The sequence below is a fragment of the Paenibacillus wynnii genome, from assembly GCF_000757885.1.
GTDB lineage: Bacteria > Bacillota > Bacilli > Paenibacillales > Paenibacillaceae > Paenibacillus_AQ > Paenibacillus_AQ wynnii.
In genome coordinates this window covers 1,925,096-1,941,740 of sequence record NZ_JQCR01000002.1, presented here as the reverse complement: position 1 = coordinate 1,941,740, position 16,645 = coordinate 1,925,096, and the positions used below count along the sequence as shown (strand labels likewise).

Annotated in this window: 11 protein-coding genes, 1 tRNA gene and 3 rRNA genes; 13 read left to right on the top strand and 2 right to left on the bottom strand. The window is 47.0% G+C overall.

The window, feature by feature from the left end; translation table 11 throughout:
* Positions 1–156: 156 nt before the first annotated feature.
* The 13 genes from lysS to PWYN_RS11175 all read left to right on the top strand — a co-directional run bounded on the left by lysS (position 157) and on the right by PWYN_RS11175 (position 15,381).
* Positions 157–1,677 (top strand): lysine--tRNA ligase, encoded by a 1,521-nt coding sequence (lysS, locus tag PWYN_RS11235; protein WP_036651510.1) that lies wholly within the window; start codon positions 157–159, stop codon positions 1,675–1,677.
* Between the two features lie 421 nt (positions 1,678–2,098).
* Positions 2,099–3,656 (top strand): 16S ribosomal RNA (locus PWYN_RS11230).
* 320 nt (positions 3,657–3,976) lie between these two features.
* Positions 3,977–6,903, top strand: a 23S ribosomal RNA gene (locus tag PWYN_RS11225).
* 54 nt (positions 6,904–6,957) lie between these two features.
* Positions 6,958–7,074, top strand: a 5S ribosomal RNA gene (gene rrf / locus PWYN_RS11220).
* The 16S, 23S and 5S rRNA genes sit together here, the layout of an rRNA operon.
* Before the next feature lie 344 nt (positions 7,075–7,418).
* Positions 7,419–8,876 carry an IMP dehydrogenase gene (gene guaB, locus PWYN_RS11215; protein WP_036651507.1) on the top strand — a complete coding sequence of 486 codons (1,458 nt, stop codon included), beginning with the start codon at positions 7,419–7,421 and terminating at the stop codon, positions 8,874–8,876.
* Between the two features lie 128 nt (positions 8,877–9,004).
* A complete protein-coding gene (locus PWYN_RS11210; protein ID WP_036651503.1) occupies positions 9,005–10,396 on the top strand; it encodes a D-alanyl-D-alanine carboxypeptidase family protein in 1,392 nt (463 codons plus the stop codon).
* A 112-nt stretch (positions 10,397–10,508) separates the two neighbouring features.
* The gene (gene pdxS, locus PWYN_RS11205; protein ID WP_036651498.1) at positions 10,509–11,390 is read left to right on the top strand and encodes a pyridoxal 5'-phosphate synthase lyase subunit PdxS; all 882 of its coding nucleotides are present in this window, start codon (positions 10,509–10,511) and stop codon (positions 11,388–11,390) included.
* An 18-nt stretch (positions 11,391–11,408) separates the two neighbouring features.
* On the top strand, positions 11,409–11,990 hold the full coding sequence (gene pdxT / locus PWYN_RS11200; RefSeq protein ID WP_036651495.1) for a pyridoxal 5'-phosphate synthase glutaminase subunit PdxT: 582 nt from the start codon (positions 11,409–11,411) through the stop codon (positions 11,988–11,990).
* Positions 11,991–12,079: 89 nt separating this feature from the next.
* Positions 12,080–13,366 carry a serine--tRNA ligase gene (gene serS, locus PWYN_RS11195; RefSeq protein ID WP_036651493.1) on the top strand — a complete coding sequence of 429 codons (1,287 nt, stop codon included), beginning with the start codon at positions 12,080–12,082 and terminating at the stop codon, positions 13,364–13,366.
* 62 nt (positions 13,367–13,428) lie between these two features.
* A tRNA-Ser gene (locus tag PWYN_RS11190) sits at positions 13,429–13,517 on the top strand.
* A gap of 165 nt (positions 13,518–13,682) precedes the next feature.
* The gene (locus PWYN_RS11185; protein ID WP_036651490.1) at positions 13,683–14,024 is read left to right on the top strand and encodes a KH domain-containing protein; all 342 of its coding nucleotides are present in this window, start codon (positions 13,683–13,685) and stop codon (positions 14,022–14,024) included.
* A 14-nt stretch (positions 14,025–14,038) separates the two neighbouring features.
* The gene (locus tag PWYN_RS11180; RefSeq protein WP_036651488.1) at positions 14,039–14,188 is read left to right on the top strand and encodes a small acid-soluble spore protein P; all 150 of its coding nucleotides are present in this window, start codon (positions 14,039–14,041) and stop codon (positions 14,186–14,188) included.
* Positions 14,189–14,292: 104 nt separating this feature from the next.
* The gene (locus tag PWYN_RS11175) at positions 14,293–15,381 is read left to right on the top strand and encodes a hypothetical protein (RefSeq protein ID WP_036651485.1); all 1,089 of its coding nucleotides are present in this window, start codon (positions 14,293–14,295) and stop codon (positions 15,379–15,381) included.
* 76 nt (positions 15,382–15,457) lie between these two features.
* Here PWYN_RS11175 and PWYN_RS11170 read toward each other — a convergent pair whose 3' ends face one another.
* Both PWYN_RS11170 and tadA read right to left on the bottom strand, forming a co-directional pair.
* Positions 15,458–16,012 carry a GNAT family N-acetyltransferase gene (locus tag PWYN_RS11170; protein ID WP_036651484.1) on the bottom strand — a complete coding sequence of 185 codons (555 nt, stop codon included), beginning with the start codon at positions 16,010–16,012 and terminating at the stop codon, positions 15,458–15,460.
* Positions 16,012–16,512 carry a tRNA adenosine(34) deaminase TadA gene (gene tadA / locus PWYN_RS11165; protein ID WP_036651481.1) on the bottom strand — a complete coding sequence of 167 codons (501 nt, stop codon included), beginning with the start codon at positions 16,510–16,512 and terminating at the stop codon, positions 16,012–16,014. Before tadA ends, PWYN_RS11170 begins: the two co-directional genes overlap by 1 nt.
* Positions 16,513–16,645 lie beyond the last annotated feature (133 nt).

Sequence of the window (16,645 nt, the reverse complement as noted above, 5' to 3'; positions counted from 1 at the left end):
GTTGAAGGACGTTTTGGGAAAGCTTCCTTAGGGAAGCTTTTTTCAAAGTTAAAGGATGTACAAGGTAAATATAGTTTAAATGGAACGGGATTGTCTTCTAACGATGATTCCGTTTCTTCTCACGTAACGCTGAGTTAATAAAAGGGGATGTAAAGCATGACTGAAGAAGTGAATAACGCGGATCATCAGGAGAAAGAGTTAAGTGAGCTGCTGCAAATCCGACGTGCGAAATTGGACGAGCTGCGGGGATTAGGGATTGATCCTTTCGGTAAGAAATATGAGCGTACTGCTAATGCCGGAGATCTCATTGCAAAGTATGATGCGCTAAACAAAGAGGAAATCGACGAACTGGCACTTGAAGTTAGTATAGCTGGTCGTATTATGGCAAAACGGGTCATGGGTAAAGCGAGCTTCGCCCATCTGCAGGACCTAAGCGGAAGAATTCAAATCTACGTTCGCCAGGACAGTATCCCAGAAGCCCAGTATGCTGGGTTTAATATTTTGGATTTAGGCGATATTATCGGCGTAAGAGGAACTCTTTTCAAAACAAAAACGGGTGAGACCTCTATTAAGGTACATAATCTTGAGGTGTTGTCCAAATCTCTGCTTCCACTTCCGGAGAAATACCATGGCCTGAAAGACGTAGAACTGCGATATCGTCAGCGTTATGTTGATCTTATTATTAACCCTGAGGTTCAACAGACCTTTATTGCCCGTTCACGTATTATTCAATCGATGCGCCGCTATTTGGATTCAATGGGATATCTAGAAGTAGAAACACCAACTCTTCATGCGATTGCCGGCGGTGCTGCTGCCCGTCCTTTCATCACTTACCACAATACCCTTGAGATGCAGCTGTACATGCGGATTGCGATTGAGCTTCACTTGAAGCGTCTGATTGTTGGCGGTCTGGAAAAAGTATATGAAATCGGACGCGTATACCGTAACGAAGGCATTTCAACCCGACATAATCCGGAATTTACGATGATTGAGCTCTATGAGGCTTATGCGGACTATAAGGATATTATGCATTTGACTGAGAGTATGATCGCTCATATCGCCCAGGAAGTACTTGGTACGCAAAAAGTGAATTATCAAGGCCAAGAGATTGACCTAACGCCACAATGGCGCCGTGTATCCATGGTAGATGCGGTTAAGGAAGTTACAGGCGTTGATTTCAGTGTTCAAATGACGAATGAAGAAGCTCAGGCTTTGGCAAAAGAACACCGTGTGCCCGTAGAAAAGCATATGACCTTCGGACATATCCTTAATGCCTTTTTCGAGCAGTTCGTTGAGGAGACCTTGATTCAGCCTACTTTTGTTACTGGTCATCCAGTTGAAATTTCACCATTGGCTAAGAAGAACGACCTGGACCCACGCTTTACAGACCGCTTTGAGCTGTTTATCGTGGCACGCGAGCATGCTAATGCGTTCAGTGAGTTGAATGACCCGATTGATCAGCGTCAACGCTTTGAAGCCCAGATTAATGAGAAAGAGCAAGGCAACGATGAAGCCCATGAGATGGATGATGATTTCATTCGTGCTCTAGAATACGGGATGCCTCCAACAGGCGGACTAGGTATCGGGGTTGACCGTTTGGTTATGCTGCTTACTAACTCGGCTTCCATTCGCGACGTATTGTTATTCCCGCATATGCGTAACCGTACCGAACACTAATAAGACCACAACTGCAACCAAGGGAAGGGATCGCTCACTTGGCGATTTCCCTTGGCTAACGTTGAAGGTCGCGCGCATAACCAATAATATCGAATAATATACATCTACTTTCAAAAAAAGCTTGCAATTGATTTCTATACATGATATATTCTTATTCCGGCCAAGAAATGTTGATGCCGAGCTCGAAAAAGAAGTTGAAAAAAGAGCTTGCATTACACGGTTGGATATGATATATTATAAGAGTTGCTGGTGAGACATTAACCGCCGACAACGAGAACTTGATCTTTGAAAACTGAACAACGAGTGAGTGAGATTTTACGAGAGTAAAATCCAAAATCATGGACTTCTTGAAGACCATGATCAGAGAATTTTTTAATTCTCGTCAGATGTTTCAAAATGAGCAATCGCTCTTTCTAAATACAATTTGGAGAGTTTGATCCTGGCTCAGGACGAACGCTGGCGGCATGCCTAATACATGCAAGTCGAGCGGAGTGATTTTGAAAGCTTGCTTTCAAAATCATTTAGCGGCGGACGGGTGAGTAACACGTAGGCGACCTGCCCCTTAGACTGGGATAACTACCGGAAACGGTAGCTAATACCGGATAATTTCTTTCCTCACCTGAGGAGAGAATGAAAGACGGAGCAATCTGTCACTGAGGGATGGGCCTGCGGCGCATTAGCTAGTTGGTGAGGTAACGGCTCACCAAGGCGACGATGCGTAGCCGACCTGAGAGGGTGAACGGCCACACTGGGACTGAGACACGGCCCAGACTCCTACGGGAGGCAGCAGTAGGGAATCTTCCGCAATGGGCGAAAGCCTGACGGAGCAATGCCGCGTGAGTGATGAAGGTTTTCGGATCGTAAAGCTCTGTTGCCAGGGAAGAACGTCCGGTAGAGTAACTGCTACCGGAGTGACGGTACCTGAGAAGAAAGCCCCGGCTAACTACGTGCCAGCAGCCGCGGTAATACGTAGGGGGCAAGCGTTGTCCGGAATTATTGGGCGTAAAGCGCGCGCAGGCGGCTATTTAAGTCTGGTGTTTAAACCTTGGGCTCAACCTGAGGTCGCACTGGAAACTGGGTGGCTTGAGTACAGAAGAGGAAAGTGGAATTCCACGTGTAGCGGTGAAATGCGTAGATATGTGGAGGAACACCAGTGGCGAAGGCGACTTTCTGGGCTGTAACTGACGCTGAGGCGCGAAAGCGTGGGGAGCAAACAGGATTAGATACCCTGGTAGTCCACGCCGTAAACGATGAGTGCTAGGTGTTAGGGGTTTCGATACCCTTGGTGCCGAAGTTAACACAGTAAGCACTCCGCCTGGGGAGTACGGTCGCAAGACTGAAACTCAAAGGAATTGACGGGGACCCGCACAAGCAGTGGAGTATGTGGTTTAATTCGAAGCAACGCGAAGAACCTTACCAGGTCTTGACATCCCGATGTAAGCATTAGAGATAGTGCCCCTCTTCGGAGCATCGGAGACAGGTGGTGCATGGTTGTCGTCAGCTCGTGTCGTGAGATGTTGGGTTAAGTCCCGCAACGAGCGCAACCCTTATGCTTAGTTGCCAGCACATTATGGTGGGCACTCTAAGCAGACTGCCGGTGACAAACCGGAGGAAGGTGGGGATGACGTCAAATCATCATGCCCCTTATGACCTGGGCTACACACGTACTACAATGGCCGGTACAACGGGCTGCGAAATCGCAAGGTGGAGCGAATCCCAACAAAGCCGGTCTCAGTTCGGATTGCAGGCTGCAACTCGCCTGCATGAAGTCGGAATTGCTAGTAATCGCGGATCAGCATGCCGCGGTGAATACGTTCCCGGGTCTTGTACACACCGCCCGTCACACCACGAGAGTTTACAACACCCGAAGTCGGTGGGGTAACCCGCAAGGGAGCCAGCCGCCGAAGGTGGGGTAGATGATTGGGGTGAAGTCGTAACAAGGTAGCCGTATCGGAAGGTGCGGCTGGATCACCTCCTTTCTATGGAGAATCGTTTCCTGTAACGGAAACATTCGAACAGAAGCGTTAAGCTTCTATAAGGACCCTTGAAGGTTCGAACCACTCACTCGTTGTTCAGTTTTGAGAGTTTAAGCTCTCATTTTTAAACTTGTCTGTAATTTTGATCGACACATTCGTGATCGACCCAAAATTAACAGAAACTTGATCCTTGAAAACTGGATACCGAAACGAATTTGCGTTTTAGAACATCTTTTAGCTATAACTTGTGCAAACAAGTAAATTAGTTATTAGCTGGAAACGAAGGTTTTGGATTGTGTAAACAAGCCAAACACCGGAGTGATGGTTAAGCTAATAAGAGCACACGGAGGATGCCTAGGCGCCAGGAGCCGACGAAGGACGTGGCGAACAACGAAACTGCCTCGGGGAGCTGTAAGCAAGCTTTGATCCGGGGGTGTCCGAATGGGGAAACCCAGCTGTGGTAATTCGCAGTTACTCATACCTGAATACATAGGGTATGTAGAGGCAGACCAGGGGAACTGAAACATCTAAGTACCCTGAGGAAGAGAAAACAATAGTGATTCCGTCAGTAGCGGCGAGCGAACGCGGAACAGCCTAAACCAAGGGGCTTGCCCCTTGGGGTTGTGGGACGTCTCACATGGAGTTACAAAGGAATACAGTAGATGAAGAGGTCTGGAAAGGCCCGCGATAGAGGTAAAAGCCCTGTAATCTAAACTGTGTTCTCTCCGAGACGGATCCCGAGTAGTGCGGGGCACGTGAAACCCCGTATGAATCCAGCAGGACCATCTGCTAAGGCTAAATACTACCTGGCGACCGATAGTGAAACAGTACCGTGAGGGAAAGGTGAAAAGCACCCCGGAAGGGGAGTGAAATAGAACCTGAAACCGTGTGCTTACAAAAAGTCAGAGCCCTATCTATGGGTGATGGCGTGCCTTTTGTAGAATGAACCGGCGAGTTACGTTTAACATGCAAGGTTAAGTCGAGAAGACGGAGCCGCAGCGAAAGCGAGTCTGAATAGGGCGATTGAGTATGTGGACGTAGACCCGAAACCGTGTGATCTACCCCTGTCCAGGGTGAAGGTGCGGTAACACGCACTGGAGGCCCGAACCCACGCATGTTGAAAAATGCGGGGATGAGGTGGGGGTAGCGGAGAAATTCCAATCGAACTCGGAGATAGCTGGTTCTCCCCGAAATAGCTTTAGGGCTAGCCTCGGTATTAGAGTAGTGGAGGTAGAGCACTGATTGGTTGCGGGGCCCGCAAGGGTTACCAAGATCAGTCAAACTCCGAATGCCATATACTTATTGCCGGGAGTCAGACAGTGAGTGCTAAGATCCATTGTCGAAAGGGAAACAGCCCAGACCATCAGCTAAGGTCCCCAAGTGTGTGTTAAGTGGGAAAGGATGTGGAGTTGCACAGACAACCAGGATGTTGGCTTAGAAGCAGCCACCATTGAAAGAGTGCGTAATAGCTCACTGGTCGAGTGACTCTGCGCCGAAAATGTAACGGGGCTAAACACACCACCGAAGCTATGGCTAGATACTTAGTATCTGGGGTAGGGGAGCGTTGTATATACGTTGAAGGTATACCGTGAGGAGTGCTGGAGCGTATACAAGTGAGAATGCCGGTATGAGTAACGAAAAGATCAGTGAGAATCTGATCCGCCGAAAGCCCAAGGTTTCCTGAGGAAGGCTCGTCCGCTCAGGGTAAGTCGGGACCTAAGGCGAGGCCGAAAGGCGTAGTCGAAGGACAACAGTTTGAAATTACTGTACCACCGTAATCCGCTATGAGCGATGGGGTGACGCAGGAGGGTAGTGACGCGGACTGATGGAAGTGTCCGTCTAAGCAGTGAGGCTAATGTGTAGGCAAATCCGCACATTGTTAGGCCAGGCTGTGATGGGGAGCGAAAATTGTAGTAGCGAAGGTCATGATCTCACACTGCCAAGAAAAGCCTCTAGCCAGGAGAAGGTGCCCGTACCGCAAACCGACACAGGTAGGCGAGAAGAGAATTCTAAGGCGCGCGGAAGAACTCTCGTTAAGGAACTCGGCAAAATGACCCCGTAACTTCGGGAGAAGGGGTGCCCCGGTAGTGTGAATAGCACGAGGGGGCCGCAGTGAAAAGGCCCAAGCGACTGTTTAGCAAAAACACAGGTCTGTGCGAAGCCGCAAGGCGAAGTATACGGGCTGACGCCTGCCCGGTGCTGGAAGGTTAAGGGGAGCGGTTAGGAGCAATCCGAAGCTGTGAACCGAAGCCCCAGTAAACGGCGGCCGTAACTATAACGGTCCTAAGGTAGCGAAATTCCTTGTCAGGTAAATTCTGACCCGCACGAATGGCGTAACGACTTGGGCGCTGTCTCAACGAGAGATCCGGTGAAATTTTAATACCTGTGAAGATGCAGGTTACCCGCGACAAGACGGAAAGACCCCATGGAGCTTTACTGCAGCTTGATATTGAATTTGGGTACGATCTGTACAGGATAGGTGGGAGCCAGAGAAGCAGGAGCGCAAGCTTCTGCAGAGGCGACGTTGGGATACCACCCTGATCGTATCTAGGTTCTAACCTAGTGCCCTAATCGGGTACGGGGACCGTGTCAGGCGGGCAGTTTGACTGGGGCGGTCGCCTCCTAAAGAGTAACGGAGGCGTTCCAAGGTTCCCTCAGAATGGTTGGAAATCATTCGAAGAGTGCAAAGGCATAAGGGAGCTTGACTGCGAGACCTACAAGTCGAGCAGGGACGAAAGTCGGACTTAGTGATCCGGTGGTACCGCATGGAAGGGCCATCGCTCAACGGATAAAAGCTACCCTGGGGATAACAGGCTTATCTCCCCCAAGAGTCCACATCGACGGGGAGGTTTGGCACCTCGATGTCGGCTCATCGCATCCTGGGGCTGAAGTAGGTCCCAAGGGTTGGGCTGTTCGCCCATTAAAGCGGTACGCGAGCTGGGTTCAGAACGTCGTGAGACAGTTCGGTCCCTATCTGTCGTGGGCGCAGGAAATTTGAGAGGAGCTGTCCTTAGTACGAGAGGACCGGGATGGACGTACCGCTGGTGCATCAGTTGTTCCGCCAGGAGCATGGCTGAGTAGCTACGTACGGACGGGATAAGCGCTGAAAGCATCTAAGCGTGAAGCCCCCCTCAAGATGAGATTTCCCAATTAGTAAGACCCCTTGAAGACGACGAGGTAGATAGGTTGGAGGTGGAAGTGCAGCAATGCATGGAGCTGACCAATACTAATCGGTCGAGGGCTTATCCAAATATCTAAACGCAGATTTGTTTCGGATTCAGTTTTCAGGCGATTAAGCCTGCCGTTTGGTGGCGATAGCGGAGGGGTTCCACGCGTACCCATCCCGAACACGACCGTTAAGACCTCCAGCGCCGATGGTACTTGGACCGAAGGGTCCTGGGAGAGTAGGACGTTGCCAAGCACATGAGACCACTGTTGATTCATTCAACAGTGGTTTTTTGTATATTTCAAATGACCAAAGGTGTCCGTCGTAGGTGGACTTTAGTCCAAGAATTCGCTTTCGTGTTAAAGGTTTACGGAATACCTTACTACTACGTGTAATATTCTTGACAGTGCAAAAAGCCTTTGCTAAGATGGCAATAATATATTTTTGGACAAGCATCTCAAACCTTTAATGAAGATACGATTAGATACAACTTCAACGTCTCTTATAATTGTCTGTCGTGAATGGACTGGACTCGGAGTTTCTTCTTTTATAAAGTTTGTGGGCCTACGGAAATAGATATTAGAGGAGGAATGACCCAGGTGTGGGAAGATAAGTTTGGTAAAGAGGGACTAACTTTTGATGATGTACTGCTGGTGCCGCGTAAATCCGAGGTTTTACCGAAGGAAGTGGACCTGACAACTGTTCTGAGTAAGCATGTGAAGCTTAATATTCCACTTATGAGTGCAGGTATGGATACGGTGACAGAAGCAGCCATGGCGATTGCTATCGCGCGTGAGGGTGGCATTGGTATCATTCACAAGAATATGTCCGTGGAGCAGCAAGCGGAAGAGGTGGACCGCGTGAAGCGCTCCGAGAGTGGAGTCATTACCAATCCGTTCTCTCTTACCGCAAACCACTGGGTATCTGATGCTGAAGTACTGATGGGTAAGTATCGCATTTCAGGCGTGCCTATCGTTGACGAGAATAATAAATTGGTAGGTATTTTGACTAACAGAGACTTGCGATTCATCCATGACTATAACATACGTATCAGTGAAGTTATGACGCATGAGAACTTGGTTACTGCTGCTGTGGGTACAACTCTTTATGAAGCAGAGGGTATTCTGCAGCGTCATAAAATCGAGAAACTTCCACTCGTAGATGAGAACTTTATTCTTAAGGGACTTATTACGATCAAGGATATTGAGAAGGCTATTCAGTTCCCTAACGGAGCTAAGGATTCTCAAGGTCGATTGCTTGTAGGGGCAGCTATCGGTATTTCTAAGGATACATTCGAACGGGCTGAGGCATTAGTTCAGGCTGGTGTAGATCTTATCACCGTTGATTCTGCACATGGTCACCATATTAACATTATAGAGGCTGTACGGCAGCTGCGGCAGCTCTATCCAGACCTGACAATTGTTGCTGGTAACGTGGCTACTGGTGATGCGACTCGTGAGTTGATTGAAGCCGGTGCATCCGTAGTCAAAGTAGGTATAGGTCCGGGCTCGATCTGTACTACGCGTGTAATCGCCGGTATCGGTGTACCTCAAGTTACAGCTATTTATGATTGTGCAACGGTTGCTCGCGAATACGGTATTCCAATCATCGCTGATGGCGGAATTAAGTACTCAGGAGAGATCACCAAAGCTATTGCTGCAGGTGCTCACGCCGTGATGATGGGAAGTTTGTTTGCAGGTACAGAAGAAAGCCCGGGTGAATCTGAGATTTATCAAGGCCGGAAATTTAAAGTCTACCGTGGCATGGGCAGCATGAGTGCCATGAAGCAAGGAAGTAAAGATCGCTACTTCCAGGATGACGATAAGAAGCTTGTTCCTGAAGGTATCGAAGGTCGTGTTGCTTTTAAAGGACCACTTTCTGATACGGTTCATCAGTTAATTGGTGGTCTCCGCTCAGGTATGGGGTATTGCGGTACGAAATCACTTTTGGAATTGCAAAACGACACTTCGTTCATCCGTATTACCGGGGCAGGATTGCGTGAAAGTCACCCGCATGATGTACAAATTACAAAGGAAGCACCCAATTATTCTTTGTAATCGACCTTTAGCACTAATTTACGGACGGACAGGACGAATTTCGCCTTGTCTGTCTTTTTTTGCAGGTACCCCTGTGTTAGAATAGAACAAGCAATGGATATGAAGTTTAAAAGGAGAGTATAAATCAATTGAAGTACAAGCAGCAATCTACCAGTAAACAATTCGTGATTAAGACAGCTACAGTAGGTCTTCTTATAAATATGCTAATGTTTTCTGCTATTCCGGCTATGGCCGAAGGAGAAAAAACACCTGCTACTACAGAGGCAGGGACAGTAGCGCCAGCTACAGCTAAAGGAACTGCCGTAAAGATCCCTTCAGTGGAATCTCTTGGCTTAGAATTGAAATCAGCGGTACTGATTGAGCCTACAACAGGGCAAGTGCTATTATCCTTAAATGCAGATGAGCCTTTACCTCCCGCAAGTATGACGAAAATGATGACAGAATATATTGTAGCCGATGCCGTGAAGACCGGTAAGATTGCCTGGGATCAAAAGGTTATCGTTCAGAAGAATGCTTCTGAGCAAATCGGCTCACGTATTTTTCTTGCTGAAGGGGACGAACATACGGTTGAGGAACTGTACATAGCGATGGCTGTTGGATCTGCAAATGATGCCACAGTAGCTCTTGCAGAACTGGTTGGAGGATCCGAAGAGGCCTTTGTGGCCATGATGAATGATACCGCGCAGAAGATGGGAATGAAAACAGCCTATTTTGTCAATTCTACAGGACTAAGCCGCGAGGATATGCCTGCTGATTTTCGCCCGGATATAGATAAAGAAACGGTAATGTCTGCAATGGACGCTGCTATTCTTGCTAAATTTATTGTTACAGATCACCCTGATTTTACAAAATTCACAACCATTCAATCGTACAAATTCCGTCCACGGGATAAAGCTCCGATGATTAACTATAACTGGATGTTGGAAGCCAACAAGAATAACGTTAACTTTAAGGCCTATGCTTATCCGGGTCTGGATGGTCTAAAGACCGGGCATACCGCCAGCGCAGGCAATTGCTTTACAGGTACAGCAGTTCGTGATGGAGTGCGTCTCATTAGTGTCGTTATGGGAGCTGATTCAGAAGCCCATCGCTTTACAGAAACCAAAAAGGTGCTTGATTATGGGTTCACTAATTTTGAGATCAAGCAGGTTATTGCACCTAAGTCCGTTGTAGAAAGCAATCAAACGGTGCCGGTATTGAAAGGCAAGAAAAAAGAGGTTTCCGTAGTTACCGATGCAGGTGTTACTTTTATCGTACCTAAAGGAACTACATCTCCTCAAATCACTGCCACGGCCCAAATCAATGATCCAGCAACTCTGGTTGCTCCTATTGCTAAAGGCTCAAAAGTAGGCAAGGTTACTTATTCCTACAAGGCTGAAGGTATGTCACAAGCACAGCAAAAGACGGTGAATCTGGTCACTTCAGATGAAGCGGAAAAGGCTGGCTGGTTTAAGCTGTTCTTTAGAGCGATAGGAGAATTTTTAGGCGATCTGTTTAACGGAATCAAAAACTTGTTTTAATCGGCCATTTTGTCGATAACAGTAGAAATTCCGAGTAAATGGGTTGTATATTTAGCCGCCTTGCGGTAAAATTACAAGTTAGATTCAGATAGATCAATCGGGAGGCTTGGACATGGAAACAGGAACATCGCGAGTTAAAAGAGGTATGGCAGAAATGCAAAAGGGCGGCGTCATTATGGACGTCATGAATGCTGAGCAAGCAAAAATTGCAGAGGCTGCGGGTGCAGTAGCCGTTATGGCTCTAGAACGCGTACCTTCCGATATTCGGGCAGCTGGCGGAGTAGCACGGATGGCCGATCCTACTATTGTAGAAGAGGTTATCAAAGTGGTTAGCATTCCTGTTATGGCCAAGGCGCGTATTGGGCATTACGTAGAAGCGAGAGTTCTGGAGTCACTGGGTGTTGATTATCTGGATGAGAGCGAAGTCCTTACACCGGCTGATGAAGTGTTTCATATCAATAAACGAGAGTTCACCGTTCCTTTTGTGTGTGGAGCTAAGGATCTTGGAGAGGCCCTGCGTCGTATTGGCGAAGGAGCATCAATGATCCGTACAAAAGGTGAGCCAGGAACCGGAAATATTGTGGAGGCAGTCCGTCATATGCGTGTCATTAACGGCCAAATCCGCCGAGTAACCAATATGTCTTTGGACGAACTTTATAATGAAGCAAAAAATTTGGGTGTTGCTTATGATCTTCTGCTTGAAGTGCACCAACTCGGCAAACTGCCGGTAGTTAACTTCGCTGCAGGCGGCGTAGCTACTCCAGCTGATGCTGCATTAATGATGCATTTGGGAGCTGACGGCGTATTCGTTGGTTCTGGTATTTTTAAATCGGACAATCCTGAGAAATTTGCCCGTGCGATTGTAGAAGCTACAACTCACTACACGGATTACAAATTAATTGCGGAAGTATCCAAGAATCTAGGTACACCAATGAAGGGTATTGATATTGCGACTTTGACACCGGCTGAACGCATGTCGGAGCGTGGCCGTTAATAGAGAGAAGGTTACCGGATGAGAATAGGAGTGCTGGCGCTGCAAGGCGCTGTAACAGAGCATATTGTCAGTATAGAGAAGACCGGAGCTGAAGGCCTCGCTATCAAGCGCGTGGAGCAGCTAGAAGAGGTTGAAGGACTGATTATCCCAGGTGGAGAAAGCACAACGATCGGTAAGCTTATGCGCAAGTATGGCTTTATCGAGGCAATCCGTGATTTCTCCAATCAGGGTAAGCCGATATTCGGAACCTGTGCCGGTATGATCGTGTTAGCCAAGCAAATTGCTGGCGGCGAAACTGGACATTTGGAACTGATGGATATCACCGTAGCCAGAAATGCCTTTGGCCGCCAACGGGAAAGCTTTGAATGCGATCTGGATGTAAAAGGGATTGAGGAGCCGATTCGGGCAGTCTTCATCCGTGCCCCACTGATTAATGAAGTGGGTTCGGAGGTCGAGGTGCTTTCCGTTTACAAAGACGAGATAGTAACCGCACGGCAAGGCAATCTACTGGTTTCATCATTTCACCCGGAACTGACAGATGATTTCCGGCTGCATCAATATTTTACCGATATGGTAGAAGCCAGCGGTACTACCGCTTAATAGAACTGCATATAAGGACACCCTTACTCTTTCAAAGCTGTTACCGGCAACTTGAAAGAGTTAAGGTTGTTTTCAGGAGGGAACCCTTTGTGTTAGATGTTAAAGTATTGCGTAGTGATTATGCCCGGGTGGAGCAAGCATTGGCAAACCGAGGTAAATCGCTTGATTTAATCGCGGAATTCCCACAATTGGATCTTCGCCGCCGTGAGCTTTTGCAGGAAACGGAAGGCTTGAAGAATCGTCGAAATACCGTCTCTGGAGAAGTGGCAAAGCGTAAGAAGAATGGTGAACCTGCAGAAGAACTAATCACTGAGATGCGAAGTGTATCCGATCGGATTAAAGAGCTCGATGATGAGGTGCGTGATCTGGAGGCTAAGATTTCCGAATTGACGCTTAATATTCCGAATATTCCTCATGTTTCTGTACCTGTAGGCAAATCAGAAGAAGAGAATGTGGAAGTGCGCCGCTGGTCGAATCCGCGTGAATTTGGGTTCACACCTAAGTCCCATTGGGAGCTTGCTCAAAATTTGGACATTATAGATTTTGAAGCCGCTGCCAAAGTAACGGGTTCCCGGTTTGCTTTTTATAAAGGGTTGGGAGCCAGACTTGAGCGGGCTCTTATTAATTTTATGATGGACCTACACAGTGGTGAACATAACTATGAAGAGATGCTGCCTCCTTACATCGTTAACAAGGACAGCCTGTATGGCACAGGACAGCTGCCTAAGTTTGAAGAGGATCTTTTCAAATTGCGTGATACCGAATATTATCTGATTCCTACGGCAGAAGTACCGGTAACGAATTATTACCGGGAAGAAATTCTGACTGCTGCTGATCTACCGAAGTATCATGTGGCATACAGCTCCTGTTTTCGTTCTGAAGCCGGCTCAGCGGGCCGTGATACTCGCGGACTGATTCGTCAGCATCAATTCAACAAGGTAGAGCTGGTTAAGCTCACAACACCGGAATCCTCTTATGAGGAGTTGGAGAAAATGACGGCAGATGCAGAGCGTGTGCTGCAATTGTTGGAGTTGCCTTACCGTGTGCTGGGTCTATGTACTGGTGACATGGGCTTTACCTCTTCAAAGACTTATGATTTAGAGGTTTGGCTGCCAGAGAGCGGCATGTACCGGGAAATCTCCTCTTGCTCTAATACAGAGGATTTCCAAGCACGCCGGGCCAATATTCGTTTTCGTTCGGAGCCTAAGGCTAAGCCGGAGTTCGTTCATACATTGAACGGATCAGCACTTGCAGTTGGTCGTACGGTGGCCGCTATCCTTGAAAATTATCAGCAGGAAGATGGAAGTGTCTTAATTCCGGAAGTCTTGCAACCGTATATGCGCAATGTGAAAAGCATTCAACTTAAATCTTTATAATTCACTTGCCAATACTTTTGTTGTATGGTACAATACTCTTGCATGTGAAATTTTGATGCATTGGAGAGGTACCGAAGCGGTCATAACGGGGCGGTCTTGAAAACCGTTAGAGTGCAAGCTCACGTGGGTTCGAATCCCACCCTCTCCGCCATATCCTAAATATACTTAAATTAGATATAGAGTCGTTTCCTTCGGGGAGCGGCTTTTTTATTTTCTAGAACACTAAAAAGGCGTAATTGTATAGAGATCCTGAACCAACAGGGAATAAAAAGCTTGTTTTCTCCGCAATGTAATGGGGAAGGAGGCTGATGATAATATGGAACGACAAATGCAATTGGACCAAGAGAGTCTTGTTAATGCTTGGAAAGAACAGCTACCTGCCTTAATGAACGATGGAGACAGCTTTACAGTGCAGGCTGATGAAGCCGATGAGCAGACACTGCTTATTCATTTCAATGCAGCGGGTCGTCAAAAATACTCACTTGATTTTCGCTGTACTTATGTAGATAGCCGCGAGGTTTCCGTTGATCTGATCGATGTGGAGAAAAGTGGACATCAAACGGATGAACGTACGGATACTGTACAGGGGCTGGCGCAGCAATATACCAGGCAGATTCATGAGTGTGCACAGGCCCTTCAAGGCCTAACTAATCCCTAGGAGCGTGAGATAATATGAGCAAACCAAAAACCATACCTGTTCCAGAGGCTCAACCCTCAGGAGGTAATCAGAAGAGAGACCGTAAACCTGGGCCGGAGCCGCTTTCTGGGTCGAAAAAGGTGAAACAGGACAACCATGTAAGCCATCTTAATCCTGAAGGTTAAAAAAGAAAAATAAAAAATTCTTTCTAAATTTGTTTCCCTATTTTGACAAATGGTTTATCATTAAGGAGGAGAGATATTTTTTTACATGGGAGAGGAGATCAATAATGTTTAAAAAATGGGGGATTTCTGCAGCAGCCTTGCTGTTAACTGCAGCTGTAATACTACCGGCTTGTTCAAGCAAGCAAGAGCCTAAGGAGGCCTTGAAGGCAGCAGCTACCAAAGCAACAACGATGACTTCATATGAGATGAAGAGTAAATTTGTTATGAATAACCTGACTATAGACGAGGGTGCTAGTGAAGCGGACGGAATGACGACTCAGATTCTGAGCATGATGAAGAATGCTGAGATTACTGTAGACGGTGTCTATCAAGCAAAACCGATGCAGACAGAAGCGACAATGGTATTGAACCTGAAGGGCGATATGGCCATGAGTTTCACCGTACCTATGGTTATTACACCGGAGAAGGTTTTTATCAAAATACCTTCAATTCCGCTAGTCCCTCTTCCTGAAACCCTTGTGGGTAAATTTCTGGAGCTTGATTTGAAGGCGCTGGCTGAACAGGAAGGAACAGAGTTTAACCCGGCCACATTGGATACTCAAAAAGCTCAGAAGCTTTCCAATGAGGTGCTAGACACCTTGATGGCTGAATACGATGAGGCGAAGTACTTTAAGAATATTGACGTTAAGGATGCTAAACTGCCAGAGGGTGTCGATGCTAAACAGGTCATTCAATTCCAAGTGACTAACGACAATATTAAAGAAGCAATCACCATCCTTATAAACAATGCTTTGCCAAAAATCATCGATATAGTGGGTAAGGAAGAATACAAGGAAATGCTTCAGATTGACGCTGCTGATCTAGCTGAAGCCAAAACTGAATTGCAGTCCGGTGATACCAGAGCTGAGCTGGATAAAGGGCTTGCTGATCTTGGTAAATACTTGACGATTAATCAATTCCATTTCAATACAGCTATCAACAAGGATGATTTTCCGGTTTATCAGGATATAGTGATGGATATTAAAGTGAGTGATCCGGAACAGGGCACAAATGTAGGAATATCAATGACCGGCAGCAACCAGTACAGCAAGATCAATGAGAAGCCAGTGTTTAAGATTGGTATTCCTAAAGGTGATGATGTAGTGAGTATGGAAGAGCTGCAGGAACAGTTCGGTGTTATGGGTTCATATTAATTTTTATAATTGCAAAATCCCGTTTGAGCGTAGCGTTTACGCCCAAACGGGATTTTTTCAATTAATATAATGGATGCTATAGAACCTCGTTAACCAAAATGGCATAGGTTTGGTGATCCTGCCATTCCCCATTGATCTTGATAAAGCCACGGGCCGTCCCTTCGGGTTGAAAATGATTTTTCTCCAGCACCCGGCGTGATGCAGCATTCTCAACAAGAATAGCAGCCTGAACACGATGCAGCGCTAGAGAGCGGAAGGCAAATTGGAGTATTAATCCTACAGCAGCTGTCATATACCCTTTAGACTGCACATCCTGATCCATAAAGTAGCCTATATCAGCAAACTGCCCTACACCCCTAACAATATTGGAAATAGTAATTTGACCGATTAGACTGCCATCAAGAAGATAAATTCCAAACATATAAGCTTTGTCTTGCTGAGCCTCCAGTGTGCGGCGGTCAAGAAGCTGCCGCTGTCCTTCCAGTGTATAAAAATCCTCATCGTGTATGGGTTCATACCGTTGGTGAGCCATGCGGTTACGGAGGCGCATCGCCAGCAGCTGCTCCGCGTCCTCTATGTACAGCTGGGAAATGTATATGCCTACGGGCGTATTAAATAGAGTTAAATGCATTAGATTTCCCTACCTCTCTGCCGTAGGCGTCTGAAGAATGTAGTTAGGAGCTCAGCGCATTCCTCTTGCAGGATTCCCTGTATAACTTCGGTACGGTGGTTAAAACGCGGTTCTTCCAGAAGATTCATCAACGTCCCGGCACAGCCTGCTTTTGGATCGGGTGTACCGTAAACCGTCAACGGTATTCTTGATTGTACAATGGCCCCAGCGCACATCGGGCAGGGTTCAAGGGTTACATAGAGCCGACAACCGAGTAAACGCCATGAGTTGAGCGTTTTGCTTGCCTCCCGTATAGCAACCATCTCTGCGTGGGCAGTGGAATCCATTGTAGTTTCACGTAAATTATATCCACGACCGATAATTTTCCCTTGGCAGACTACGATTGCTCCTATAGGAACTTCACCCAGCGCTTCAGCTTTGCGTGCTTCTACAATAGCTTCCCTCATCCAAAACTCATGCAAGGCATCGTCACTAACCGATTTATCTACAACATTACTCAAAGTAATCTTCTCCTCTATATTAACTATTGTCCAACGAACAAATATTCGCTCTTAACAAATTGTGCATAAGTCTGTGGATAACAGCCGACTTATGCACAATTTTGTGCACATCGCGTTTTGATAATTTGTTTAT

What these genes read in the sequence shown, in the direction of transcription:
- lysS (WP_036651510.1), top strand. Translation starts at nt 157, where the DNA reads ATGACTGAAGAAGTGAATAACGCGGATCATCAGGAGAAAGAGTTAAGT.
- pdxS (WP_036651498.1), top strand. Translation starts at nt 10,509, where the DNA reads ATGGAAACAGGAACATCGCGAGTTAAAAGAGGTATGGCAGAAATGCAA.
- pdxT (WP_036651495.1), top strand. Translation starts at nt 11,409, where the DNA reads ATGAGAATAGGAGTGCTGGCGCTGCAAGGCGCTGTAACAGAGCATATT.
- PWYN_RS11185 (WP_036651490.1), top strand. Translation starts at nt 13,683, where the DNA reads ATGGAACGACAAATGCAATTGGACCAAGAGAGTCTTGTTAATGCTTGG.
- PWYN_RS11180 (WP_036651488.1), top strand. Translation starts at nt 14,039, where the DNA reads ATGAGCAAACCAAAAACCATACCTGTTCCAGAGGCTCAACCCTCAGGA.
- PWYN_RS11175 (WP_036651485.1), top strand. Translation starts at nt 14,293, where the DNA reads ATGTTTAAAAAATGGGGGATTTCTGCAGCAGCCTTGCTGTTAACTGCA.
- PWYN_RS11170 (WP_036651484.1), bottom strand. Translation starts at nt 16,012, where the DNA reads ATGCATTTAACTCTATTTAATACGCCCGTAGGCATATACATTTCCCAG.